23 protein-coding genes are annotated in these 24,439 nt (G+C 67.6%); 9 read left to right on the top strand and 14 right to left on the bottom strand.

Features of this window, described 5'->3' with window-relative positions; all coding sequences use genetic code 11:
* Positions 1–14 precede the first annotated feature (14 nt).
* A complete protein-coding gene (locus ACWZHB_RS06650; protein WP_427907040.1) occupies positions 15–1,223 on the bottom strand; it encodes an esterase/lipase family protein in 1,209 nt (402 codons plus the stop codon).
* A gap of 222 nt (positions 1,224–1,445) precedes the next feature.
* Here ACWZHB_RS06650 and ACWZHB_RS06645 point away from each other — a divergent pair, with 222 nt between their 5' ends.
* The gene (locus ACWZHB_RS06645; RefSeq protein WP_427907039.1) at positions 1,446–2,093 is read left to right on the top strand and encodes a TetR/AcrR family transcriptional regulator; all 648 of its coding nucleotides are present in this window, start codon (positions 1,446–1,448) and stop codon (positions 2,091–2,093) included.
* A 17-nt stretch (positions 2,094–2,110) separates the two neighbouring features.
* Here the strand turns inward: ACWZHB_RS06645 and ACWZHB_RS06640 are convergent, their stop codons facing one another.
* Entirely contained in the window at positions 2,111–2,923 is an 813-nt protein-coding gene (locus ACWZHB_RS06640; protein WP_427907038.1) for a DUF4129 domain-containing protein, read from the bottom strand.
* Positions 2,924–3,224: 301 nt separating this feature from the next.
* Entirely contained in the window at positions 3,225–4,040 is an 816-nt protein-coding gene (locus tag ACWZHB_RS06635) for an NAD(P)H-binding protein (RefSeq protein WP_427907037.1), read from the bottom strand.
* 254 nt (positions 4,041–4,294) lie between these two features.
* Here ACWZHB_RS06635 and ACWZHB_RS06630 point away from each other — a divergent pair, with 254 nt between their 5' ends.
* Both ACWZHB_RS06630 and ACWZHB_RS06625 read left to right on the top strand, forming a co-directional pair.
* Entirely contained in the window at positions 4,295–4,849 is a 555-nt protein-coding gene (locus tag ACWZHB_RS06630) for a hypothetical protein (RefSeq protein WP_427907036.1), read from the top strand.
* A gap of 281 nt (positions 4,850–5,130) precedes the next feature.
* The gene (locus ACWZHB_RS06625; protein WP_427907035.1) at positions 5,131–5,784 is read left to right on the top strand and encodes a DUF3159 domain-containing protein; all 654 of its coding nucleotides are present in this window, start codon (positions 5,131–5,133) and stop codon (positions 5,782–5,784) included.
* Between the two features lie 48 nt (positions 5,785–5,832).
* Here ACWZHB_RS06625 and ACWZHB_RS06620 read toward each other — a convergent pair whose 3' ends face one another.
* Complete coding sequence (locus ACWZHB_RS06620) at positions 5,833–7,659, bottom strand: flavin-containing monooxygenase (RefSeq protein ID WP_427907034.1); 1,827 nt, start codon at positions 7,657–7,659, stop codon at positions 5,833–5,835.
* 99 nt (positions 7,660–7,758) lie between these two features.
* On the opposite strand from ACWZHB_RS06620, the gene ACWZHB_RS06615 reads away from it, so the two are divergent.
* The 3 genes from ACWZHB_RS06615 to ACWZHB_RS06605 all read left to right on the top strand — a co-directional run bounded on the left by ACWZHB_RS06615 (position 7,759) and on the right by ACWZHB_RS06605 (position 11,495).
* The gene (locus tag ACWZHB_RS06615; protein ID WP_427907033.1) at positions 7,759–9,021 is read left to right on the top strand and encodes a sigma-54-dependent transcriptional regulator family protein; all 1,263 of its coding nucleotides are present in this window, start codon (positions 7,759–7,761) and stop codon (positions 9,019–9,021) included.
* Positions 9,022–9,059: 38 nt separating this feature from the next.
* The gene (locus ACWZHB_RS06610; RefSeq protein WP_427907032.1) at positions 9,060–9,698 is read left to right on the top strand and encodes a class I SAM-dependent methyltransferase; all 639 of its coding nucleotides are present in this window, start codon (positions 9,060–9,062) and stop codon (positions 9,696–9,698) included.
* Positions 9,699–9,818: 120 nt separating this feature from the next.
* Positions 9,819–11,495 (top strand): DUF885 domain-containing protein, encoded by a 1,677-nt coding sequence (locus ACWZHB_RS06605; protein WP_427907031.1) that lies wholly within the window; start codon positions 9,819–9,821, stop codon positions 11,493–11,495.
* Between the two features lie 7 nt (positions 11,496–11,502).
* Here the strand turns inward: ACWZHB_RS06605 and ACWZHB_RS06600 are convergent, their stop codons facing one another.
* The gene (locus ACWZHB_RS06600; protein WP_427907030.1) at positions 11,503–12,414 is read right to left on the bottom strand and encodes a hypothetical protein; all 912 of its coding nucleotides are present in this window, start codon (positions 12,412–12,414) and stop codon (positions 11,503–11,505) included.
* Between the two features lie 155 nt (positions 12,415–12,569).
* Here ACWZHB_RS06600 and ACWZHB_RS06595 point away from each other — a divergent pair, with 155 nt between their 5' ends.
* Positions 12,570–12,851, top strand: a complete 282-nt coding sequence (locus ACWZHB_RS06595; protein ID WP_427907029.1) for a hypothetical protein — start codon at positions 12,570–12,572, stop codon at positions 12,849–12,851.
* On the opposite strand, the gene ACWZHB_RS06590 is transcribed toward ACWZHB_RS06595, so the two are convergent.
* From ACWZHB_RS06590 to ACWZHB_RS06580, 3 genes are read right to left on the bottom strand one after another with little or no spacing between them, the layout of a single operon-like run.
* Entirely contained in the window at positions 12,834–14,909 is a 2,076-nt protein-coding gene (locus tag ACWZHB_RS06590) for a xanthine dehydrogenase family protein molybdopterin-binding subunit (protein ID WP_427907028.1), read from the bottom strand. The genes ACWZHB_RS06595 and ACWZHB_RS06590 overlap by 18 nt on opposite strands.
* The gene (locus ACWZHB_RS06585) at positions 14,906–15,892 is read right to left on the bottom strand and encodes an FAD binding domain-containing protein (RefSeq protein ID WP_427907027.1); all 987 of its coding nucleotides are present in this window, start codon (positions 15,890–15,892) and stop codon (positions 14,906–14,908) included. The genes ACWZHB_RS06590 and ACWZHB_RS06585 overlap by 4 nt, the downstream gene beginning before the upstream one ends.
* Positions 15,889–16,392 (bottom strand): 2Fe-2S iron-sulfur cluster-binding protein, encoded by a 504-nt coding sequence (locus ACWZHB_RS06580; protein ID WP_427907026.1) that lies wholly within the window; start codon positions 16,390–16,392, stop codon positions 15,889–15,891. The genes ACWZHB_RS06585 and ACWZHB_RS06580 overlap by 4 nt, the downstream gene beginning before the upstream one ends.
* A 274-nt stretch (positions 16,393–16,666) precedes the next feature.
* Here ACWZHB_RS06580 and ACWZHB_RS06575 point away from each other — a divergent pair, with 274 nt between their 5' ends.
* On the top strand, positions 16,667–17,449 hold the full coding sequence (locus ACWZHB_RS06575) for an alpha/beta fold hydrolase (RefSeq protein ID WP_427907025.1): 783 nt from the start codon (positions 16,667–16,669) through the stop codon (positions 17,447–17,449).
* Here ACWZHB_RS06575 and ACWZHB_RS06570 read toward each other — a convergent pair.
* From ACWZHB_RS06570 to ACWZHB_RS06560, 3 genes are all read right to left on the bottom strand, one after another.
* Complete coding sequence (locus ACWZHB_RS06570; RefSeq protein ID WP_427907024.1) at positions 17,400–17,846, bottom strand: anti-sigma factor antagonist; 447 nt, start codon at positions 17,844–17,846, stop codon at positions 17,400–17,402. The two genes, ACWZHB_RS06575 and ACWZHB_RS06570, sit on opposite strands and share 50 nt — an antisense overlap.
* Before the next feature lie 145 nt (positions 17,847–17,991).
* Positions 17,992–19,095: a glutamate--cysteine ligase gene (locus ACWZHB_RS06565; protein ID WP_427907023.1), complete on the bottom strand. Its 1,104-nt coding sequence runs from the start codon at positions 19,093–19,095 to the stop codon at positions 17,992–17,994.
* A gap of 85 nt (positions 19,096–19,180) precedes the next feature.
* Entirely contained in the window at positions 19,181–19,354 is a 174-nt protein-coding gene (locus tag ACWZHB_RS06560) for a CsbD family protein (RefSeq protein WP_379328614.1), read from the bottom strand.
* 123 nt (positions 19,355–19,477) lie between these two features.
* On the opposite strand from ACWZHB_RS06560, the gene ACWZHB_RS06555 reads away from it, so the two are divergent.
* Positions 19,478–20,164: a PAS and ANTAR domain-containing protein gene (locus tag ACWZHB_RS06555; RefSeq protein WP_427907022.1), complete on the top strand. Its 687-nt coding sequence runs from the start codon at positions 19,478–19,480 to the stop codon at positions 20,162–20,164.
* A gap of 4 nt (positions 20,165–20,168) precedes the next feature.
* Here the strand turns inward: ACWZHB_RS06555 and ACWZHB_RS06550 are convergent, their stop codons facing one another.
* The 3 genes from ACWZHB_RS06550 to ACWZHB_RS06540 all read right to left on the bottom strand — a co-directional run bounded on the left by ACWZHB_RS06550 (position 20,169) and on the right by ACWZHB_RS06540 (position 24,354).
* A complete protein-coding gene (locus ACWZHB_RS06550) occupies positions 20,169–21,632 on the bottom strand; it encodes an aminotransferase class I/II-fold pyridoxal phosphate-dependent enzyme (protein ID WP_427907021.1) in 1,464 nt (487 codons plus the stop codon).
* Positions 21,633–21,668: 36 nt separating this feature from the next.
* Positions 21,669–22,043: a hypothetical protein gene (locus ACWZHB_RS06545; protein WP_427907020.1), complete on the bottom strand. Its 375-nt coding sequence runs from the start codon at positions 22,041–22,043 to the stop codon at positions 21,669–21,671.
* Positions 22,044–22,206: 163 nt separating this feature from the next.
* Positions 22,207–24,354 (bottom strand): catalase, encoded by a 2,148-nt coding sequence (locus ACWZHB_RS06540; protein ID WP_427907019.1) that lies wholly within the window; start codon positions 24,352–24,354, stop codon positions 22,207–22,209.
* Between the last annotated feature and the right edge of the window lie 85 nt (positions 24,355–24,439).

The raw sequence follows: 24,439 nt of genomic DNA, 5'->3' as shown, positions 1-24,439 counted from the left end.
ATTCGTGTCCTCGCCTACAGGGAACCGCCACCCCCGATCAGCCACGGGTTGAAGGTGCAGGTCAGGTTCGGATTCTGGACCGGGTCGAGCGCCCGCAGTGCGATCGACAGGGCACGCGGGGAGTACATCATCGTCAGGTGATCGGAGATATCCTGCTCGCAACCGTCCTGCAGCACCACGTTGTCGACTGTCGAGCCGGGGCCCTGGTCGAGGAACGTCAGCTCGTACGGGTTCGTCACTTCGTCGTAGCGCGTGCCGACAACGGTGTAATCGACACCGGGAACGGTGTCACCGTCGGCGTTGAGCGTCTTGACGAAATCCGAGCCGACGGTCTGCTGGATACCGGCGTGGCCGACGAAGATCTCGATCGGACCGAGCACATCGATGCCCAGGTTGTTGACCATGCGGCCCAGCGCACCGATGCCGTCGAGACTGGTGCCGTGGTGGGTGGCACCGAAGGTGATCAGGTTCTTCACCTTGGCCGCGCCGCCCTCGAACTTGGTGTACCAGTTCGCCATCGACCCACCTTGCGAGTGCGCGATGATGTCGACTTCGTTCGAGCCGGTGGCCGCGAGGACCCGGTCGACGAACGCCGCGGTCTGCTTGGCCGAATCCTGGATGTAGCCGGTGCCCATGACACCGGGCAGGAACGAACCGAGCCCGCCACCTTCCATCATGTTCGAGCGGCCGTAGTTGAACGCGAACGTGCAGTATCCGGCGTCCTTGATCGGCTGACCCATGTAGGCGTAGCCGTTGTAGGCGTTCATCCAGGTGCCGTGCAGCAGCACGACCGGACGAGGGTGCTCGGCGGTCGGCTTGCAGTTCCAGTCGTTGGTGCCGGGGGCACCCGCGTCGGGGTTGAGCAGGCCGTAGCCGAACGCGGGCAGGAACGCCGTCGACGCGGGGCCGATAGCACCCGGGTCGGAGGAATAGCCGCCCGAGGAGCCCGAGCTGGAACCGGAGCCACCGAGGCAGTCGCCGGAGCCGTTACCCGAGCCCGCACCGCTACCGGAGGTACAGGCCGAACCCGTGCCACCGAGCCCGCCGTCGGTTCCCCAGGCCACGTCGCGGCCCTCGTAGATGATCTCGGCCAGCTGCTGTTCGGTGGGGCCGGAGGCCGGGTCAGCCGCCGCCCCCGCCCCGGACAGGGCGACAGCAACGACGCTGACGCCCATCAGTATTGCCGCACGCACCGAGCGTGTGCGGCCACGAGTAGTGGTCATGCAAGGTCTGCCTTTCCGAATGCGAAAAAGGAATCGGCTCGTAAGCCGCCCCGAACGTATGCCGGAATAACCGGCACGGAAATCGCTTCCGGCCAGGTGTGTGCACCTCACCAATCGACTGTTGTGGACCCCATGGCCGCACACAGGAAATATTATTCCTCGCAATATCGACCAGCATTCGGAATATTTCCATGAGAATCATTGCAGCCGAAAGGAACACTGATGCCAGCGAAACCCGTCGACCGGCGGATCCGACCGAAGCAGGAGCGGGCGAAGGCGACCCGGGAACACATCCTCGACACCGCCGCCAGATTGTTCGGTGAGCGGGGAATTTCCAATACTTCCACCAATGCCATCGCGGCGGAGGCGCGGATCAGCATCGGCACGCTCTACCGGTATTTCCCGGAGCGGTCCGTTCTCGTCGACGAACTCCTCGATCGGCTCATCGCCGTCGCCGAGCAGGAGTTCTCCCAGCGCGTATTCAGTTTGCCCGTCGTGAATACGCCCAAGAGCAGCGACGAGTACATCACGATCGCCGCCGAGATTCTCGAGGTCTTCGCCGAGGTGCTGGTCGACAAGTCGGATCTGGTTCGCGCGCTGGTCGGCAGCGTGCAGTTCTACAGCAGCGGTTTGCCCGAATTCGAACCGCGATTGCGAATGCTGGTGAAGCTCATTGTGATCCAGTTCATCGGGCCAGGAAGCGACCGTGATCACGAGATGATGTCCTGGGTGCTGGTCAACACCGGTTTCGCCGCGGTCTTGCGCGCCTCGGCCGACGACGTGGCCGACGGCGACCGCGCCGAGGCCATCGCCATGACCGCGCGGATGATCGGCACGTGGCTGTACGGCGAGATGCGGCGCCGCAAATAGTCCGGTCGCGGAACGGGTTACACGGGCACCTCGTCGCGGGCCTGGAGGTCGGCGAGGACCAGTCGCAGAAGTTGTTCGGCGCGGATGCGCTGCCAGCCCAACATCGCGTGCGGGCTGAACCTGGCCTCCTCGAACAGTGCGACCAGTTCGTGGGCGCCGTCGTCGTGCAGCACGCCACTGTCGAATGCCCGCTCCAGTACTTCCTTGGGGGTATCCGAAATCAACGGTGCCGCAGCACGATCCGCGGCCAGCCCGGCTTCCATCGCCACATAGCAGGCGATCACCGCGGTGCGCGGATCCTGACCCGGCGCGTTCATCGCCGCCAGGCCCATCTCGGCGGCCCTGGTCAACGAGTCGACCGCATTCGAGACTTCCTCCTCGGTCAGTTCCACCCCGTCGACCCGGGGTGCCCGCCGACCGGCCACGGTGGCGCCGACGAGGCCGGTCACCGCGATGCCGATCAGCACGATCGCCAGCCCCACCGCTCCCAGCAGCGCCATCCCACTCAGACGCGACGAGTCGACCGCCGAATCGACCACCCGCACGTCGACCGCGTCCGGCACCGGCGGCCGCCCCTCGTCGACCCGAGCCGGCTGACGTCGCGCACCGGGCAACACGAACAGCATGGTGATGCCGACCGCGAAGGTCAGCGCGACTGCACTCAGGGCCACCGGAGCCAGCACCGCGAACCGCTTGAACGACAAGCGAATCCGGCGATCATGCTCGAGGGCGGGCATCGCCAACGGCAGCCGGTGCTGACTGACGATGACCCCCGCCAGCAAGATCACCACCGACACCAGCAACAACACCGGCATCAATGCGACAGCCATCGGCGAAGTCCCGCCGGTTTCATCGGGAACAACGGTCCCAGGTAAACGCCCGTGCAGCGCGATAATCGCCGCGACAATCAAGGCGATCGCCGCGACGAGCCGACCTATTGACGCCGATATCTTTCCCACAGACCTACCGCCGAACCCCTTCGAAGCCACCCGAAACGCCCACATAGTGGCATTTCGGATGGCCGCGGAGAACCGGCCACACAATGATTTGGTCGAACTCCCTCAGCGCCTACTGATTCCTTGTACCTCGCAACATCTCCTTTCCCGGAGCAAGGAAAAGTGGCCTCGTCGGTCAGTCGGCGAGAAAGCGGGCGGCGTTGGCGCGCGCCCAGTGTCCGAAGGTGGTGGCGGGGTGGCCGGTGATGTCTTCGACGCTGGTGGTCGGCAGCGATTGCGGGGGTGGGGCGAAGTCGAGCAGGACATTGTCGACGTACCAGGTGGTGTTGTCGCCCATGGCGGGTTCCAGGGCGGTGATGGTCTCCGCACGCGTCGAGGTCCGGAAGGTGATGTCGCGGTCGAGGGCGTCGGCGAGGTGGGCGACCAGGTCTGCGCGGGTGAGGATCTCCGGGCCCGCGAGTGCGTGCGCGCGGCCCACGTGGCCGTCGGTCAGCAGTGCGGTCGCGGCGACGGCCGCGATGTCGTTCATGGCGATGGGCGCACTCGCGGTGTCGGGGTTCGGTTCCCGGATGACACCGGATTCGCGGATCTGCTGCGACCACGTGAGCGTGTTCTCCATGAAGTCCGCGGGCCACAGATGAGTCCAGTCGAGCCCACTGCCTTCGACCGCGTTACACACACTGCCCCACCAGCTTTCGGGCTCACCGGACAGATCGACGACGTGGCGCACCCCGGCCGCCCGCGCCGCCGCCAGCACCTCGCCGACAGTGCCCGGCGACGGTGCCAGATACATTCGATCAACACCCTCGAACGCCGCGGCCAGGCTTTCGGGCCGTCCCAGATGCCCCTTGGCCACCTGAACCCCGTCGGGCAGCGCGGCCTTGCCCGGATTGATAGTCAGCGCACGAACATCGGTCGCGCCGCGCGCGAGCAGCTGGTCGACGACCATCCGCCCGATGTTCGCCGTCGCCCCGGTAACCAGAATTGTCATGACCCGATCCTGCCAACGAAATCCGACCGGCGCACATGGCGATTTTCGCGTGAGCGGAGCACCTTCGGCGACCGTATCGAAATCTATGGTGTGGCACAGGTAATTCAATATTCACCGCGAAGTGGTGATGTTTTTACGGTATTACCACTGGTGGGTTCCCCGTGATCGTCGGCGATGCGAAAATGTCCTCGGACCGAGATCCGGTCCGGCAGAGGATGTTCCGCCGGACCAGGCGGGCAGACTGGAGGGGCAGGATGCAATTCTCACGATTCGGCGTGATCGCCGTTCTCGCAGCAGGAACAGTCGGTTTCGCGGCCACCACCACCGCGCAGGCCGCACCATCAGCCGCGGTTCCGGCCGTGCAGGGCGTCGACAACGGCGTGACGTTCACCGCGAGCCCGCTGGCCGATGGCTCCGGGCTCACAGTGTCGGCTCTCGATGGCAGGTTCGGTATCACCGGCGGAGCAGTCACCTTGACCGATGCGGCGAGCCGGGTGGTCACCACCCTGCCGACCCGCATCCTCACCGGCGCAGGCGATTTCGACCTGGCCGCCGCCGTCTCCGCCGACGGCCGGTCGGTGACACTGAGTCCCACCGCCGCACCGGCCGTCGTCAACGCCAACATGGCCGCGTTCATCGACCAGGCCGCTGACACCCAGGCCCGCAAGCAGCACAACGCGGGCATCGGCGCCCTGATCGGCGCGGGCATCGGCGCGGTGCTCGGCTTCTTCCTCGGCGGAGTCGGCGCCCTGGTCACCATCCCGATCGGTGCGGGCATCGGCGCCCTCATCGGCTACTCGACGCCGTAACGGCACCCGCCGGTGGCCGACCCGAGCAAGGTCGGCCACCGCGCTCGGCGTCAGCTCAGGTGATGCCCCTGCTACTCGGGCCATCACCGCTACCCGCGTCACTGTTCTCCGCGCGGTCGAGCGTCACCTCAGTGGGCCCGCCATGACAGATGTCATGCCGCACCCGTGCCGCTGTCACGCCAAACGATGTTGTCACGCACTGTTTTTCGGCAGTCAGAGCGACGAACGTTGTCATCGCTACTCGCACAACATCCTGTTCGCGCGACATCTTGGAGAACACCATGCCTCAGCCCGAATCCCAGCGCACACTCGGCGATATCGAACAGACGGCCCCGTCGGCCGATCCGGCACAGCAGCTGATCGATCAGCTCGGCGGTCCGACCGGCATGATCTACACGGCCATCCCGATCATCGTGTTCGTCACGGCGAACGCGCTGGTGGCGCTGCCGATCGCCATCGGCTCAGCGGTCACCGTCGCCCTGGTGATCATGGGACTTCGGATCGCACGTGGTGAGCCCGGCGTCCAGGCGAGCGGCGGGCTCGCCGGTGTCGTCGTAGCCGGTGCGGTCGCAGCGTGGACCGGGTCGGCCGGCGGATTCTTCCTGATCGGCATCTGGGCCAGTCTGGCCGGTGCCGTCGTGGCGCTGCTCTCGCTGCTGACCCGTCGGCCGCTGACCGGATTGCTGTGGAACGCCGTGCACGGCAACAAGTTCGCCTGGCGACAAGACCGCCCGTCGCTGCGCGCGCACGACATCGCCACGCTCGCCCTCGCCACCATGTTCGCCAGCCGCTACGTCGTCCAGGACTGGCTCTACGACACCGGAGCGGCAGGCTGGCTGGCCACCGCGAAGATCGTCATGGGCACCCCACTGCTGGCGCTGGCGCTACTGGTGGTCGTCTGGGCATTTCGTCGCTCGACGAAGCGCCTGGCCTGACGGTCCTGTGTGGTGGCCGGCCCCGCGAGCTCGGCCACCACGCGCCTGTCAGCTCAGGTGATGAACTTCCTGCTGTCCGAAGACCGGGGTCGGAATCCCTTCGAAGCGGGCTTTGAGCTGGAGCGCGAGATACAGCGAATAGTGGCGCGACTGATGCAGATTGCCGCCGTGGAACCACAGACCCGGCTGTTTGGTCGGCTTCCACATATTGCGCAGCTCGCCTTCCCACGGCCCCGGATCCTTCGTCGTCCCGGAACCGAACCCCCAGCACTTGCCCACCGCATCGGCGACGTCCTGACCGATGAGGTCGGCCGCCCAGCCGTTCATCGAACCGTAGCCGGTGGCATACACGACCAGGTCGGCGGGCAATTCTGTGCCGTCAACGAGGATCACGCTGTCCTCGGTCAGCTCGCGCACCTGCCCGTGCGCCAACCCGATGGCACCGTCGGCGACGAGTTCGGCGGCCCCGACATCGATGTAGTAGCCCGAGCCACGGCGCAGGTATTTCATGAACAGCCCGGAATGGTCGTCGCCCCAGTCGAGCTGGAATCCGGCGCGCTCGAGTCGCGCGTAGAAGTCGGCGTCTCGTTCACGGATTGCCTGGTAGATCGGGATCTGGAATTCGTGCATGATCCGGTAGGGCAGCGAGGCGAACGTGAGATCGGCTTTCTGCGTGGTCATTCCGGCAGCAAGGGCACGTTCGGAGTAGAGGTCGCCGAGCCCGAGTTCCATCAGCGAGTCCGACTTGACGATGTGTGTCGAGGAACGCTGCACCATGGTGACATCGGCGCCCGCCTCCCAGAGGGCGGCGCAGATATCGTGTGCGGAGTTGTTCGCGCCGATCACCACCGCTCGTTTGCCGGCGTACCGGTCCGGTCCCGAGTGCTGACTGGAATGGTGCTGATCGCCTCGAAAGCGCTCCATGCCAGGGAAATTCGGGACATTCGGTTTGCCCGACATCCCCGTCGCCAGCACCAGATGCCGCGGCCGCAGCACCACGGGCTCGCCGTCCCGCTCGACCTCGACGATCCACTCCCCCGCGGACTCGTCGTAGCGCGCCGAGGTGCAGGTGGTCTTGGACCAGTACGGCACCTCCATCACCTTCGTGTACATCTCGAGCCAGTCGCCGACCTTGTCCTTGGGCGCGAACACCGGCCAGTTGTCGGGAAAGGGCAGATACGGCAGGTGGTCGTACCAGACCGGGTCGTGCAGGCACAGCGATTTGTACCGGTTGCGCCACTGGTCACCGGGCCGCTCGTGCTTGTCGACGACGAGCGCGGGCACGCCGAGTTGCCGCAGCCGCGCACCGAGCGCGATGCCGCCCTGTCCGCCACCGACCACGAGCACGAACGGCTGCCGGGTGTAGCCGAGTTCGGCCGCTTCGCGCTCACGCTGTTCGGTCCAGGTGACTCGATCGGGGTCGGCGCCGTGCCGCACACCCTTCGGTCGCCGGACGCCCTTACCTTCTTCGTGGCCTTTCAGCTCCTGCAGGGCGGTCAGCATGGTCCACGCGCCCTCGTCGGTGAGCCGCAGATGGCCGACGCCACGACCGGCGCCGGTGTCGAATCCGATCCAGGCGCTGATCACCCCGTCGGCCTCGGTCGGCGGTTCGGTGGTGTGGAATCCGGACGGATCTGTGTCGGCGAGCTGCGCGCGGAGCAACTCGGCGACGCCCGCGGGCCCCTCGACGGTTTTGATGTTCCAGGTGAACGCGACCAGGTCGCGCCAGAAACTGTCGAGGGCGAACATGCTCGCCGCGGCCTCGGCATCACGCGCGGCCAGCGCTGCCTCGAATGCTGTCAGCCAGGCGTCCACCCGCTGCTGGGGCCCGGTCGCGTCCGACCCGCTCACCGCGGGGTCGAGTGTCTGGGTCATCGAATCCTCCTCGAACTATCTGTGACCTAGAGCACACGACATCGGGTGGCGGTGGCACAATCGTTGCAGCACGTTGCAACGGGATGGAGGGCTTCGATCGTGGGCGATTTCAACGCGGTCGCACCCGGCACCGACCTGTCCGGCTATGCGCGCGAGCTGATCCGGATGCACGATGCGGTGATCGGCGGTGGGCAGTCGCCGTTGCGGCCGCGCCCGCTCGTCGCCCGGTCGTGGTCGCGGGCCATGGCGGCGGGTCTGACGCCCGATCGGATCGGCGCCCGCGCGACGCTGAGTCCCGACGAGATCGAACGCCGCCGGCGCGAGTCCGCGCTGAGCTCGGTGATCGACGAGCTGACCCAGGCGGTGTCGAGCCTGGCCGACACCTCGTCGCAGCTGATGCTCGTCGTCACCGATGCCGAGGGCGTGGTGCTGTGGCGGTACGGCTCGGCGAAGGTCCGCCATCGCGCGGATTCGCTCGGTTTCCGGGAAGGGGCGTGGTGGACCGAGGACGCGGTCGGGACCAATGCCATCGGGACCGCGCTCACCGAGGCCAGCCCGGTACAACTGTTCTCGGGTGAGCATTTCGAACAGTTCCAGCATCCGTGGTACTGCACCGCGGCCCCGATCCACGACCCACGCACCGGCGAACTTCTCGGCATCGTCGATCTCAGCGGGCCCGCGCTGACCCTGCATCCTGCCGTCACCGCACTGGTCGCCACCGGTGTCCGGCTCGCGGAGTCGCAACTGTGGCGTCAGCACGAAGGCCGACTGGCCCGTCTACGCTCGGCCGCTGGTCCCGCCCTCGCCGCGCTGACGGGTCCGGCGGTGCTGGTGGACGAGCACGGCTGGGTCGCCCACGCCATGGGCATCACCGCCAGTCGGGTCGCCGTTCCCCGGGCGGATCGCGCGATCACCGTTCCCGGCCTCGGCCAGTGTGTCGCCGAGCAGCTCGCCGGCGGCTGGTTGATCCGGCCCGATACCGGCGCTCGCGTCGTGCGGCTGGAGCTCGACCTGTCGGGTCCGCCGGCAGTACGGGTCTACGGCGCCGAAACCGGTTGGGGTAGTCCGCTTTCCGCCCGGCACGCGGAGATCCTCCTGCTGCTGCACCTGCGCAACGGTATGACCGTGCACCAGCTCAGCAACGCGCTGTTCGGCGACCCCGACCATGCGGTCGCGGTCCGCGCGGAAGTGTCACGGTTGCGCCGCGTACTCGGTGCCGTCGTAGCCAGCCGACCCTACCGGTTGGCCGAATCCGTCCGGCTGACAATCGAACTCGGCAACACCGACCGCCTGGCCGACTGCGATTTCGTCCGCCACGCCACCGCCCCCGGCCTGCGTGCCCTGTCCGAGCGGAGCCTCTAGGGTCGTCTGGCACGGACGAATCCGAGGAGGCAGCGATCATGAACGCGTCGAACGAACGCACACGCAGCGGGTGGGAAGACATTGTCGCCGCTGATCCGACGCATTCGAGCCGGTACGTGGAGCGATTTCGGGATCTGGCCGCGCAGGGGACCGACATCGTGGGTGAGGCCCGGCTGATCGATGCGATGGTCGAGCGCGGTAGCCGGGTTCTCGACGCGGGATGCGGGGCGGGGCGGACCGGTGGTTATCTGCACGAGGCGGGACACACGGTGGTGGGCGTCGATGTGGATCCGGTGCTCATCGAGGCGGCGCGGGTGGACTACCCGGGTCCGACGTGGGTGGTCGGCGACCTCGCGGAGCTGGATCTGCCGGTTGCCGACTTCGACGTCGTCGTGTGCGCGGGCAACGTGGTGACATTTCTCGCTCCGTCCACCCGATCGGCGGTGCTGCGGGGTTTCGCCCGGCAGCTGGCTCCGCGCGGACGCGCTGTCATCGGATTCGGGGCGAACCGCGGCTACGAGTTCGCCGAATTCCTGGCTGACGCCGAATCGGCCGGTCTCACGGTCGACCTGCTGCTCTCGACCTGGGACCTGCGGCCCTTCACCGAGGACTCCGACTTCCTGGTCGCGGTGTTCTCGCGCACCGGCGCCGACGCCCGAACCCGACCCGGCGCATGACGGTCATGGAGGAGCACGAGAACCAGCGGGCGCGGGTGGACGAGAACGCCTAGCACCGGCGGCCGTCACCCCCGCGGAGTTGGTCGCCCATCGACGGCCGATCACCGTTAGCGTGTCACCATGGCTCAGCGTGTGAACGAGATAGCTGATCGGTTCGTCGAGGAGTACGCGGCCGCGGATCCGGTCACGGCGACCATGTTCGGCATCGCCGGACACGACAACCGTCTCACCGACTATTCGCCTGCGGGCCATGCGGCGCGGGCGGAGATCGCGCGAAACGCGCTGCGCGCCATGCAGGACGCGCACCCGGTCGACCACGGCGAGCGCTCGGCGAAAGCCGTATTCACCGAACGCGTCGGGCTGGAAGTACAGATCCACGACGCCGGGCTCCCCCTCGCCTCGCTCAATGTGATCGAAAGCCCGGTGCAGAACATCCGGATGGTGTTCGACGTGATGGCCGCCGAGACCGCCGCGGACTGGGCGGTGATCGCCGAGCGTCTCGTGGGGGTACCGGAGGCGCTGGCCGGTGTCCGTGCCTCGCTGCTGGTCGCGGCGGAGCGCGGGCAGGTGAGTGCGCTACGGCAGGTCGTCAAGGTTGCCGAGCAGGCGGACGCCTGGGCGGGTTCGGGCGCCAAGACCGGGTTCTTCACCAGTTTCGTCGCCGCCGCGGACGGTGTCGACGGTGCGCCACTGGCGCGATTGCGGCAGGCCGCGCACGCAGCCGAGCAGGCCTATGGTGCCCTCGCCGAGTTCCTGCGCGCCGACCTCATGCCGAAATCGCCTGCCAAGGACGCGGTCGGCGAGCACACCTACCGCCTCTGGTCGCGCTATTTCACCGGCGCCGACCTCGACCTGCGCGAAGCCTATGAGTGGGGCTGGGCGGAGTTCGCCAGGCTGGAGGCCGAGATGTTGGCCGTTGCCGCCCGTATCGCACCGGGCGCCTGCCTCACCGAGACGGCAGCAGCGCTCGACGCCCACCCGAAGTACCGGGTGCGCGGGCAGGCCGAACTCCGGGCCTGGCTGCAGAAGGTGTCCGACGAAGCCCTGGAATCACTGCGCGACAGGCACTTCGAGATCCCCGACGAACTCATGGAGCTGGAGTGCACCATCGCACCGCCGGGCGGGGTGGTCGGCGCGTACTACATCGGCCCGACCGCGGACTTCAGCCGTCCCGGGCGCATGACCTGGTCGGTGGAGCCCGGCAAAGAGGATTTCGCTACCTGGCGTGAGGTCAGCACGGTCTATCACGAGGGGGTGCCCGGCCATCACCTCCAGATCGCGACGGCGGTGCGCGAGGCGGATTCACTGAACATCTACCAGCGATTGATGTCGTTCACGTCCGGACACGGCGAGGGGTGGGCACTCTACGCCGAACGCCTCATGCAGGAACTCGGCTACCTCGACGACGACGGCGACCTGTTCGGCATGCTCTCCCAGCAACTGTTCCGCGCCGCCCGCGTGGTCGTGGACATCGGGATGCACCTCGAATGGGAGATTCCGGCGGGCACCGACTTCCACGAGGGCGAGCGGTGGACACCCGATCTCGGCCTGGAATTCCTGCTGACACGGACCCTCGCCGACGCGGCCACCGCGCGTGACGAGATCGACCGCTATCTGGGCTGGCCCGGACAAGCACCCGCGTACAAGATCGGCGAACGCCTGTGGCTGACAGCGCGCGACGAGGCGCGTGCGCGCGCGGGAGCCTCGTTCGACGTGAAGGACTTCCACACGCGCGCTTTACGATTGGGCGGCATGGGCCTGGACACGATGCGCGAACAACTCGCCGCGATGGCGTGAGGGCTGATCAGAAGAGACTGGTTTGCGCGGGCTGCGCGACGGCCGTGATCGCAGGGTCGAGCTCGATGCGGCGCCCGACGAGGCGGGTGTCGTTGACCAGCACGAGTTCACTCGCGCCGCCGGCATCGCGGCACGCGATCGTATGGCCGTGCGCCGTCACCGCGTCGATGACGTATTCGCCTGGCTCCCCGGCGATTTCGGTCGCCACCGGGAATCGTCCGTGCGCGAGGACGGTGGCGTAGAAATCCCGCCCACCCGACCAGGCAGTGTCGGTGCGGGTGATGTCGGCGGGCAGGGCGCTGGCGGCGTGCTCGGCCGCGTCGGCGACAGCTGATTCCAGGACCGCCCATGGGCGCAGCGGTTTCGTCAGGGCGCGGGTCTTCGTGACCCCGGCGACCGACTGCCCGATCCCGGCCCGCTCGGTCACGGTCCGTTCGAGATCTCGAACATGCAGCCCGTCAGGGGAATCGGTGATGAAGCGAGCGACCAGCGCACCCTGCTCGAACAGACGGCGGTGGCGCCGCGCCGCCGACGCCGTACCGACCTTGGTCATCCCGTCACCGAAGTAGGCGATGTAGAGATGATGCGGCTGCGACAGATAGTCGCGAACCTGTTCGGGCAATGCCGTGAGCGGACCGCGATGGCTGTGCACCACCGACCATCCCTCGGTGATCCGGCACTGCTCGCACTGGCGACCGGCGTCGACCCGGGCGCGGCGCGGGCAGGCCAGCCGCCCGCGACGGCCGTTTCCGAACCCGTGGTAGCCCAGGCAGAATCGCCCGGAATCGGCAATCCGGAACGCCAGCCGCGTGCCGACACCGGGCATCAGCTCGGTGGTCCCGTCGTCGCCGAGCAACTCGTAGCTCCATCGACCCTGCTCGTCCCAGCGAGTGCCGCAGTAGAGGGCCGTGGAGGTCATGCGTCGAACTTACCCCGGTCAATCGGTGCGAATCACAAGACGGCGGCCCGAACGTATCCGAACGCCCAGTAACATCCGCACGATTTCCCCCACCGCGATCGCCTCACCTACGTTGAGCGCAACCGCAGGGGCGCGAAACTGGTAAGGGGAAAACAATGGACGATCTCGAGTTGCTTCTCGATACGGGATTCACTGTGACATCGGCCGCACAGATGGATTGCCTGACACAACAGTTGAAGGTCGCCGTCGAATCCTGCTCGCGCAACGGTATTCCCTTTCCCCGGATATGGGACGAGGTCGAGGACGCACTCGATCTGGTGCCGGCGGACATCCCCGTCGAGTGGCGCACCGAATTGCGCTTATACCTCAGTGATCACGTGCTTTCCGCGTTCATGAACGTGCCACCTGACGCGAAGCCGTCACAGCTCGCCCAGTAGGTCTTCGCCGTGGATGGGCACATGGCGAACGCGGACGCCGGTGGCATGGTAGATCGCGTTGCCAACGGCGGCTGCCGAGCCGACGATGCCGATCTCGCCGATTCCCTTGCTGCCCATCGGGTTCAGCCGCGGGTCGTGTTCGTCGATCCAGCTGACGTCGATCTCGCCGATATCGGCGTTGACCGCGAGGTGGTACCCGGCGAGGTCGTGGTTGACCACCATCCCGAGGCGTGGATCGAATTCGCTCTGTTCGAACAGCGCCATCGACAGCCCCATGGTGACGGCGCCGATGAATTGGGAACGGGCCGTGCGTGGATTGATGATCCGGCCCGCGCCGAAAACACTGACCACGCGGGGAACCCGGATCTCGGCGGTGTCGACGTTCACCCGGACCTCGACGAAATGCGCACCGAAGGCATGGGTCGAGAAGTTCTCGCGGCCGGGGAATTCGGGCGCTTGCACCGTGATCTCGGCGCCGTCGGCGGGATCCGGCCCGAATCGGTCACGGAACGCGCCTGCGGCCGCCACCACGGCCGAGCCCCAGGACGCCATCCCGGCCGAACCGCCCGCGACCGTCCCCTTGGGTAGGTCGGAATCGCCGATCCGCAGGTCGATGCGATCGTGGTCGACCTCGAGTGCGTCGGCGGCGATCTGACCGAGGGTGGTCCAGGTACCGGTGCCGATATCCACGGCGTCGATGGCGACCTCGTAGCGGTCGCCGGTGCGGCGCACGCGGGCACTGTTGCCCGCCGAGGTGTCGGCCGGGTAGGTGGCCGCCGCGACCCCCGATCCGATCAGCCATCGGCCTTCGCGCCGCGATCTCGGTGCCGGGTCGCGCTCGGCCCACCCGAAGCGCTGCGCCCCGGAACGCAGGCACTCGACCAGCCCGCGCGTGGAGAACGGGTGTCCCGATTCCGGGTCGACTTCGGGTTCGTTGTGAACACGCAGAGCGATCGGATCCATGCCGAGGGTCACGGCGAGTTCGTCCATCGCCGTCTCCGCCGCGAACATCCCCGGGCAGTGTCCTGGCGCCCGCATCCACGACGAAACCCCGACATCCAACGCGACGAACCGGTGGGAGGTCGATCGGTGGGCGGCCGAGTACATCATGCGGGTGACGATCGCGGTCGGTTCGGCGAATTCCTTCACCGTGGAGGCCTGCGCGATCGCGTCGTGGGCGATCGCGGTCAGGGTGCCGTCGGGGTGCGCGCCGAGCCGCACCCGCTGGCTGGTCGGTGTGCGGTAACCCGCGAGGGCGAACAATTGCTGCCTGGTCAGCGGCAGCTTCACCGGTCGCCCGCCGGACAGTGTCGCCGCCATCGCCGCGAGCACGATATTGGCATGCGGTTCACCCTTGGACCCGAAGCCACCGCCGACGAACGGGGCGATCACCCGCACCTGCTCGGGGTCGAGACCGAACAGCGGCGCGATCTTCGCCCGCACCACGTGGGGGCCCTGGGTGGAGTCGAACAGCACCAGGGAGTCGTCGGTCCAGTGCGCGATGGTGGCGTGCGGTTCCATCGGATTGTTGTGGACCATCGCGGTCGTGTAGGTGTGGTCGATCGTGACCGGGGCGATGGCCATGGCCGCCTCCACATCACCGATCGAGGTACCGGCCGGGAACCCGCCGCTCACCTCGTCCGGGGTGTAGAGGTCGGGATGGTCTGCGCTGAACTCGGCGTCGGCGGGCCGTTCGTCATAGGTCACCCGCACCCGGTCGACGGCTTCGCAGGCCACCTCGAGGCTCGTCGCGACGACGGCGCCGATCACCTGCCCGCGGAAGGCGATCTCGTCGTTCTGCAGGATGAACAGTTCGTTGTCGTCGTCGACGGCGAGGCGGGGCGCGTTGTGGTGGGTGAGCACCGCGACGACGCCGTCGATCCGCTCGGCCACCGCGGTGTCGATCTCGCGGATCCGGCCTCGGCTGATCGTCGACTGAATCGCGAAGGCGTACAGGGGATCCCGCTGCGGATGCTCCATCGCGTAGGGCGCGGCACCGCGGAGCTTGGCCGGTCCGTCGACGCGGGTGGGTGAGCTGCCGATCGCCGGTGCCTTCATCGGGCCTCGCTCAGCTCGCGCAGGGTCGCGACCAGGACATTGCGTGCCAGCGGGATCTTGAAACCGTTCTGGCGCTGTGGGCGTGCCGCGGCGAGTTCGGCATCCGCCGCGGCGGCGAAGTTCGCCTCGGTAGCGGCTCGCCCGCGCAGGGCGATCTCGGCGGACTGCGCTCGCCACGGTTTCGGCGCGACACCGCCGAAGGCGATCCGCGCATCCCGCACGACGCCGTCGGCGATGTCGACGGCGGCCGCCACCGAGACCAGCGCGAACGCGAAGGACGCGCGATCGCGGACCTTGCGATAGGTAGAGGTGGTGGCCCAGTCGAGGGCGGGCAGGTCGACGGCGACGATCAGGTCGCCGTGATCGAGGACGGTGTCGCGTTCGGGGTCGTCGCCGGGTAGCCGATACAGGTCGAGCAGCGGGATCTCGCGCTCACCGACCGCGCCGAGAACCCGCACTACCGCGCCCAAGGCCACCATGGCCACCGCCATGTCGGAAGGGTGGGTGGCGATGCACTGATCGGACGCGCCGAGGATGGCCTGGTCGCGGTCGAACCCGCCGATCGCTGAGCAGCCGCTCCCCGCCGCGCGCTTGTTGCACGGCACGGTCGAATCCTGGAAGTAGGGACATCTGGTGCGCTGCAACAGGTTTCCGCCGGTGGTGGCGAGGTTGCGGAGTTGGGCGGACGCGCCGGCCAACAGCGCGGCCGACAGCATCGGATAGCGCGCCCGGATCGCCGGATGCGCGGCGAGATCGGCATTGCGCACGGCCGCGCCGATGCGCACGCCACCGCCGGGAAGCTGGGTCACCTGGTCCAACGGCAGGTCGCTGACATCCACCAGCTTGCCGGGCGCGATGATCCCGAGTTTGAGGTGATCGACGAGATTGGTTCCGGCACCGAGGAATACAGCGCCGGGCTCGGCGAGCACGGCGGCAACCGCCGCCCCCGCGTCGGTGGCGCGTTCGTAGGCGAACTCTCTCATCGAGCGACCTCCTGAATCGCCGCGACGATATTGGGATATGCCCCGCAGCGACACAGATTGCCGCTCATGCGTTCGCGGATCTCCTCGACGCTCAGTTCGACTTCGGCCATCAGGTCCGCGGTGACATGGCTCGGCGCACCGGCCTTCACCTCGTCGAGCATGCCGACCGCCGAACAGATCTGACCGGGCGTGCAGTACCCGCACTGGAAGCCGTCGTGTTCGAGGAAGGCCTGCTGGACCGGATGCAGATCGTCGCCGTCGGCGAGGCCGTCGGCGGTGACGATCGTCGCCCCGTCGTGGGCGACGGCCAACGCGAGGCACAGTGTCGCCCGCCGTCCGTCCAGCAGGACCGTGCACGACCCGCACTGCCCGCGATCGCACCCCTTCTTGGGGCTGGTGATGCCCAACCGCTCCCGCAGGACGTCCAACAGGGTCGTCCGGGTGTCGACGTCGACCACCCGGGCCTGCCCGTCAACAGTCACACTGATCTGCGCACGCATCGAACGGCCTCTCGTCGCGGGATCCGGACTCCACACCGACTAGCGCAGCCGACCCGGCCGGGCCCGCTACCAGCACCTACGCAACCGCTGTGCGCACGCGCACGTCCGCCACGCTACCAATCCCACCGCCCGCCTGTCGTGCTCGATGGCGGTTCGAACTCTCGGTGATTCGAACAGACAGGCCGACACCGCACCGATCCGCGACCGATGAGTTTTCGGGGCCACCGACGTCCTATCGGTAGGACTGATGTGGGTAGCGAAGGAGAGCGGGAATATGAGTACGGCTACGTCGAAAGACGGTACGGAGCTCGCCTATGACGTTTCCGGAAGTGGGCAGGCGCTGGTCTATATCACCGGTGCGACGTGTTTCCGGCGATTCCGGCCGATCGTCGCCGACGTCAAGGTGTTCGCCACGGAATTCACCGTCTACAACTATGACCGGCGCGGGCGTGGGGACAGTGGGAACACGCTGCCCTATGCGATCGAGCGGGAGGTCGACGACATCGAGGCGATCGTCGACGCCGCGGGTGGGCGGGCGATTCTCTACGGACACTCGTCGGGTGCCGCGCTGGCGCTCGAAGCGGCGGCCCGGATGCCGGAGAAGATCGACAGGGTCGTCATCTACGACGCGTCGTATGTGCACGACGAAGCCGAGCAGGTCTCCTACGCGCGGTTGGCGGAGGAAGTACGCGGCCTCCTCGCGAAGGACGAGAACGCCCGGGCATTGAAGACCTTTCTGCGGGGAATCGGCATGCCACGAGCTTTCATCGCGCTGCTTCCGCTTTTTCCCGGCTGGAAAACCATGAAAGCCCTTGCGCCGACACTGATGTACGACATCGCAATCACCGGAACCCTCCCGCCGGTGGAACGGTTCGCGGGCATCGAGGTACCGGTGCGGGTGGTGGTCGGCGACAAGAGTCCGTCCGAGCTACATCAGGTGGCGCGGGCGCTGGCCGCCGCCGTGCCGCATTCGACCCTTCGGATGCTCGCCGGGCAGGACCACATGGTCAGCGCCAAGGTGTTGCTGCCGATACTGACCGATGCCGCGAACGGTTGAGCGTGGGACCGGCGGCCATCGCTTCGGTGCGGCTGGCGTAGACGGGCAGCCATTCGGTGAGGCCGGCGGCGGTGATGATGCGGTTGGTGACCGACTGTTCGGGATTCACGACCCGCATACGAACGGTGCCCTGCTGGGCGCGGGTGGCCATGTCGAGGATCGCCCGGCAGGACATGAAGGTGACGGCTCTGATGTCGATCACCAGATTGCCCGACTCCCCCTCCGCCGCGATGGCATCGTCGAGAACGGTGCGCCACCGCGGCAGGTTGGCGGCGTCGATTTCGCCGCGCACATGCAGGACAGTCGCCGTGTGATGGAGGGTGACCTCGGCGTGGAGCGCCGGGGCGGGCTGGTCGACCCTAGCCGTTTCGTCACCGTGGCTGGAATGGGTGTTCACGAGTACTCGATCCCTCGAGACCGGCAGGAATACGCACTGCCCAGGCCGATCCAGGTGGCTCGAGATCGGCTGGTGATCCCATTTCAGCACGCCGAATCGGCGCTGTCACCGATTGTGATGGATCTGATGCGCACAGGTGCCGTGGTCAGCGGCATCCGTCGAGAGTGGCGTCGGCGAGTTCGTTGATCACATCGGCTATCTCGCGTCGCCGGTGCATCGCCGCCACCTGCCTGCGCGCGCCGTTTCCGCGCTCGCCGACGGCTTTGACGGCATCGTTGACGAACGAGTGGTCACCGCAGCGGTGCAGTGCCGGTGCGATGTCGTCGACGAGCTCGGCGAGCAGGTCCTGATGGGGGACGACGCGACCCGCGACGAGGTCGAGGCCATCGCCGTCCAGACCGGCGCGCGCGGCGTTCCAATAGGCGGCGCGCAGGACTTCGCCGGACACCGCGGGGGCGGGGATGTCCTGTGCGATCGCGTCGAGTGCGGTGCTGACGATTCCCCGGATGAGCGCGGCCAGCAGGGCGGATTCGGTCGCGGTCGCCGGAACATCGCTGACCCGGATCTCCACGGTCGGAAAAGTTTCCGACGGGCGAATATCCCAATACACCATCTTTTTGTCGAGAATGCTGCCGCTGGACCGCATCATCGCCACGATCGATTCGTAGTCGCGCAGCGAGGCGAAATACGGCGGTGGGCCCGCACTGGGCCACCGACGCCACAGAATGCTGCGCCAACTCGCGTAACCGGTTTCGCTGCCGCGATAGATCGCCGAATTCGCGGTCAAGGCCAGCAAGAGCGGCAGCCGCGGACGCACATGATTGCTGACGAGGATCGCGGTTTCGCGGTCGGGCACCGCCACGTGCACGTGGCACCCGCACAGCCCCTGCTCGTGGGCGATCATGCCGAAGGTATGCGCGATGCGCTGATAGCGCGGGGTATCGGTGACCGGATATCCCTGCGGCACGGTCGGCGGAACCGCCACCGCGAGCAAGCGGGTGTGGTGCTCGGCCGCGCATTCGGCCACCCGGCGCCGCGAGGTCCGCAATTCCGCCAGCAAGGCGCCGATCTCGGAATGTACCGCGCTGCTCGTCTCGACCTGGCAACTCGTCAATTCCAGCTGCAGATCGAGCCCCGCCTCTTTCGCCGTGTCGGCGACCAGCGTGTTCTTCGGCGCGGGCGCGCCGGACTCGGGATCGGTCAGCAGAAATTCCTCTTCGACGCCGACCGTCGGAACATCCGCGGACACTTCTCCCACCTCCAGCACCTCCTGAAACGGAGCGCGCGGGTCATCGGCCCGTGACGGACCGATGACCCGGGCGAAGTGTGGCAGGTCAGTCGCGGAACGCGTCCTTGACCTTCTCGCCTGCGTCCTTCAGGTTCGACTTGGCCTGCTCGCCGCGACCCTCGTTCTCGAGGTCACGGTCGTCGGTGGCGCGACCGGTGGCTTCCTTGGCCTTGCCCGCCAGTTCTTCGGCCTTGTTCTTCGCCTTGTCAGCGATGCTCATGGTCTTCCTTTCAGACGTTCGTCGGCCGGATCAGCGGCCGTGGGCCGTCCTGGGGACCCATCAACGGCCTACCCGGGCTCGCGAGGGACAAACAGGATTCGCACGGGGGTGAATAATCAGTTCATGACCGAACGGGACGACGTATCCATGACAGAGCGCGCTCTGGTCGAGCGCGTGATCGGAGTGGGTGACCCGTTGACGGTCGGCCGTTTCCGGTTCCAGTCCGCCACCCGGCGATGGGAATGGTCCGACGAGGTCGCGCGGATGCACGGATACCCGCCCGGCACGGTACCGACCACCGAAATGTTGTTGTCGCACAAGCATCCTGAGGATCGCGACCGGGTCGCGGCGATGATCACCTCGGTCGAGGACAGCGGCGCGTTCTCCAGCCATCACCGCATCATCGACACCCGTGGACGAGTGCGCGACGTGCTGGTGGTGTCGGAACCGCTCACCGACGCGGACGGGACGGTGATCGGCACCGAGGGCTACTACATCGATCTGTCCGACACCGCCGCCGAGTACCGGCGCGAGGCGCTCGACAGCACCCTGCCCGGACTGCTGGAGGCGCGGGTAACGATCGAGCAGGCCAAGGGCGCGTTGATGCTCGCCTATGGTGTCAGCGCCGATCAGGCGTTCCGGGTGCTGCGGTGGCGGTCACAGGAGACCAACGTCAAATTGCGCGCGATCGCGGAGCGGGTCGTAGCCGCGTTGCCGACCGTCGCCGGTGACGAAGTGCGCTTGCGCACCCGACTCGACCACGTGTTGCTGACCGCGCACGAGGGCGTGCGGGCCGACCCCGTCGGCTAGCCGTTCAGCGGGTGGCGACGACCCGGATGGTGTCGAGCCGCGGATCGTCGGCGTCGGGGATGTTCATGCCCGCGGCGATGCCCGTGCGCAGATAGTCCACGACCGCCGCGTCGATCCGTTCGCCCGGCACGATCACCGGGATACCCGGCGGATACGGGGTGAGTTGTTCGGCCGCGATCCGGCCGACCGATTGCGCGGCGGGCACGGCTTCGGTACGGGCGAAGAACGCGTCGCGGGGCAGCAGCACCGTATCCAGTTGCAGGTCTTCGGGTTTCGGTAGGTCGATGTCGTGCGGCGCCGGGTCGCCCAGCCCGGCGCTCCACAGGGCCAGCCCGTCGACGAGGGCGTCCACGCTCGTGGAGTCGTCCGCGGGCGACAGGGTCGCCAGCACGCGGCGATGGTCACTGAGCCCCAGGTCGAGGCGACGGTGGGTGCGCAACCAATCCGCTGCCTGGTACCCGCTCGCACCGGTGGCCGAGACATCGACGAGGACTTGCAGCAAGTCCAGGTCGTGGGAGGCTTCGATGCCGAGCAGGTCGTCGTGCATCACCTCGAGTCCGCTGATCTGGTCGATATCGGCGCGGGCTCGCCGGGCCAGGGACAAGGCGCCGCCGAGCAAGTCGTGGCCGAATTCGACCATTTGACGTCGCCAGCCGTCCAATGCCGCGTAGATCAAGACATTGGGGCTGGTGGTCATCAGCAGATCGGCGCAGCGGCTCAGTCGCTTCGGGTCGACCAGATCGCCCTGCACGTGGAACACCGAGCCCTGCTCGAAACCCATGCCCATCTTGTGCACGCTCACCACGCACACGTCGGCGCCGACATCCATTGCCCAGGTGGGCAGGTCGGGATGGAAGGGCAGATGTGCGCCCCACGCCTCGTCGACGATCAGCGGCTTGCCCCGCGCATGGCATACCTCGGCGATTCCCCTGATGTCGGCGCAGGTGCCATAGGGACTGGGGCTGACGATCAAAGCGCCTGCGGCATGCGGGTTTTCGCGCCACGCCTGCTCGACCTGGGCGGGCGAGGGCGGGTGGGAGAAGTGCCGCTCGGCGTCCCAGCGCGGCGTGATCCAGTGCGGGCGGACACCGGAGAAGATCAACCCGGCCACGATCGATTTGTGTGAATCCCTCGCCACCAGCAGACCGCCGTCGTCACCGCCCGCGACCGCCATCATCGCCGCCTTGACCGACAGCGAACTGCCGCAGGTCGAGAAGAACGCCGACTCGGCACCGACCGCGTCGGCCATGAGCTCTTCGGCCTCGCCCAGCTGGCCGCCGCGCGCTAGCCGGTCGTCGAGGCCGGGCGAGGCGAGGATGTCGGCGGCGAACGCGTCGGTGCCGAGCGCGGTGAGGACCCGGGTGTCGGTACCGCGGCCCTGGCGATGTCCCGGTGGAGTGAAGCCGTAGCGGCCGAGTGCGTGGTATTCGGCGACCGCGGCGACGAGCGGGGCGGTGCTGTGGTCCATGGGTCGGCCTCCTCGATCGCCGCGTCGCGGTGGCAGCTAGGGCGCGAGTCCGGGAGCCGTCAGCACTCGGTGACCGCGAAGGATGGGCGGCGGCGGCACCGGATCCGGACCGGGAGGGGCGGGCGGCTCGCCGGGACCCGGCGGCGACGGCGGTGTGGGCACCGGATCGGGGCCGGGCGGGATCGGCGGCGGTGGCACCGGATCCGGACCGGGCGGCGAGGGTGGTGTGGGCACCGGATCGCCGGGACCCGGCGGAAACGGGTCCGGTGCGGGGCCCGGCGGCGCGGGCTCCGGCGGTACGGGCACCGGGCTCGGCTCGGTGAGTTCGATCGCGAACATCATCGCCTCCTCGTCGGCGGGGTTGCCGGCGCTGCGCGTCCGCAGCAACCGCGATGCGGGCCGGGCGCCCATCGCGACGACGTCGTTGGCGTCGCGATGGTGCGCTCGACCAGCTACTCCGGTGTCGACACCGTCTAGCGAAAAGCGTGGCCCGGCCGGGTTTTCGGCGCCGTTTCTGCTCCTCGGCCGATCGCCACACTGGTGGAATGCCCGGGCCGGTCGACTCGAAACCGGGTCAGTGCTCGGCTTCGATGCGGGCCCACGCACGATGCTCGCCCAAGCCGGTGAGCAGTCCGCTTGTCGCCGCCACGGCGTCGGCGACGGTGACGCCCGGGGCATCGGAGTCGATGCTGTTGCGCTGCAACGCCGCTGCGGCGGTGCCGATGGCGGCGATCGCCTTGCCGTGTCGCCACATCTCCTCGACGAGCAGGTCGACCCGCGGATCGGTCGGGCCAGCCAGCAGCAGCGCACCGTCGAACTCCACCGACCGCATCGTGGCGAAAGTCCGTGCCACCGGCACACCGCCGACGGAACCGCCGCGCGCCGCGACCATCATCGGCCTGACCTTCGCCGCTTCCAGGGCCGACGAAACCTCCCGCACCGCGTCGGCCGAGGTGGTGTCGTCCACCAGCACGGCCACCGTGCGCCCGTCCACCGGGAAACTGCCGTGTCGCTGTGACAACGCGGGACTCGGCGCGAGATCAACGGGTTCGCCGGTCGGAGCGGGCTTGTCGAGTCCGAGTTGGCCCGCGACGTAGTCGGCCAGCCCGTCGTCGACATTGACCAGCATCTGCAGACCGCGTTGCTGGACGGTCTCGGACTGGCACTTGCCCAGTTCGAACGCGAACGCGTCGGCCAGGTGCTGCTGCTCGCCGCTGGTCAGGCTGCGATAGAACATGCGCGGCTGCGAGTAGTGGTCGGCGAACGACACCGAGCCCGCACTGTCGGCGGACGTCCGCAGTTTCGCGGCCGGCGGCGGAATGGGTGTCGGCGATTCGACATAGGCGTCCGCGGCGAAACTCGCCGCGTAGGGACAACCACCGCCCAGCGAATTCGGTTTGTAGGCAGCGACGCCGGGGTGCACCGCGCCCTGGTGCATGCCGTCCCGGAAGAGGTCGTTGACATCGGCGTGCGGTGTATTGATCGGCAACTGCGTGAAGTTCGGGCCGCCGAGGCGGCTGATCTGGGTGTCGAGGTAAGAGAACAGCCTGCCCTGCAGCAGCGGATCGTCGGTGACCTCGATACCGGGGACCAGGTGCGTCGGACAGAACGCGACCTGCTCGGTTTCGGCGAAGAAGTTCTCCGGATTCGCGGTGAGCCGCAGCGTGCCGATCGTCTGCACCGGCGCGAGTTCCTCGGGAACGATCTTGGTCGGGTCGAGCAGGTCGATGCCCTCGAAGAGGTGTTCGGGTGTATCGGGGAATACCTGCACACCGAAATCCCATTCCGGTTGCATGCCCGCCGCGATCGTGTCGGCCAGATCCCGGCGATGGAAATCGGGATCGAACCCGGCCGTCAGCTGCGTTTCCTCCCACAGCATCGAATGCACGCCCAGCCGCGGCTTCCAGTGGAATTTCACCAGGCTCGTCGTGCCGTCTTCGGCGACCAGCCGGAAGGTGTGGATACCGAATCCCTCCATCATTCGCAAGGAACGCGGTAGCGCTCGATCCGACATATTCCAGAAGGTGTGCGCCGTCGCCTCGGTATGCAGCGTGACGAAATCCCAGAAGGTATCGTGCGCGGACTGTGCCTGCGGGATCTCGCGGTCCGGCTCCGGTTTACCGGCGTGGATCACATCGGGGAATTTGATCGCTTCCTGGATGAAGAACACCGGGATGTTGTTGCCGACCAGGTCATAGACGCCTTCGTCGGTGTAGAACTTCACCGCGAAACCACGGGTGTCGCGGACCGTGTCGGCCGATCCCCGTGACCCGAGCACGGTGGAGAACCGGACGAAAACCGGCGTACGGGCATCGGCGGCCAGGAACTTCGCCCTGGTCAGCGACGCAGCGGCGCCATTGGCGACGAATACGCCGTGCGCGGCGGTGCCGCGCGCGTGCACGACCCGCTCGGGGATGCGCTCGTGATCGAAGTGGGTGATCTTCTCGCGCAGGTGGAAGTCCTGCAGCAGCGTCGGGCCACGCGGACCCGCCTTGAGCGCGTGATCGGTGTCGGCAACGCCCGCGCCCTGCGGAGTGGTGAGCCGAGGGCCCTGCTGCGCGCGCTGGGTCGCGTCGCCGGGAATCGGTGCGCCGGTGGGACTGCGCAGCGCGGGCCCTTCCTGGTCGGGTGCGGGGCCTGCCTGTTCGCACGGCGTCGCCGGGTCTTCGTCGGGCGGAGTCGGCGGACGGGTGAACTCGGACGGAATATCGTGGGCGGTCATGGTATTTCGTCGTCCCTTCGTCGCACTCGGTTCGCAAGCAGCGTCCTCGGGGGACTACCGCGTTCTTCGGGCGGTAAACAATGGT

The sequence above is a fragment of the Nocardia sp. FBN12 genome (assembly GCF_054031145.1).
This window is presented reverse-complemented; position numbering and strand designations above follow the sequence as displayed.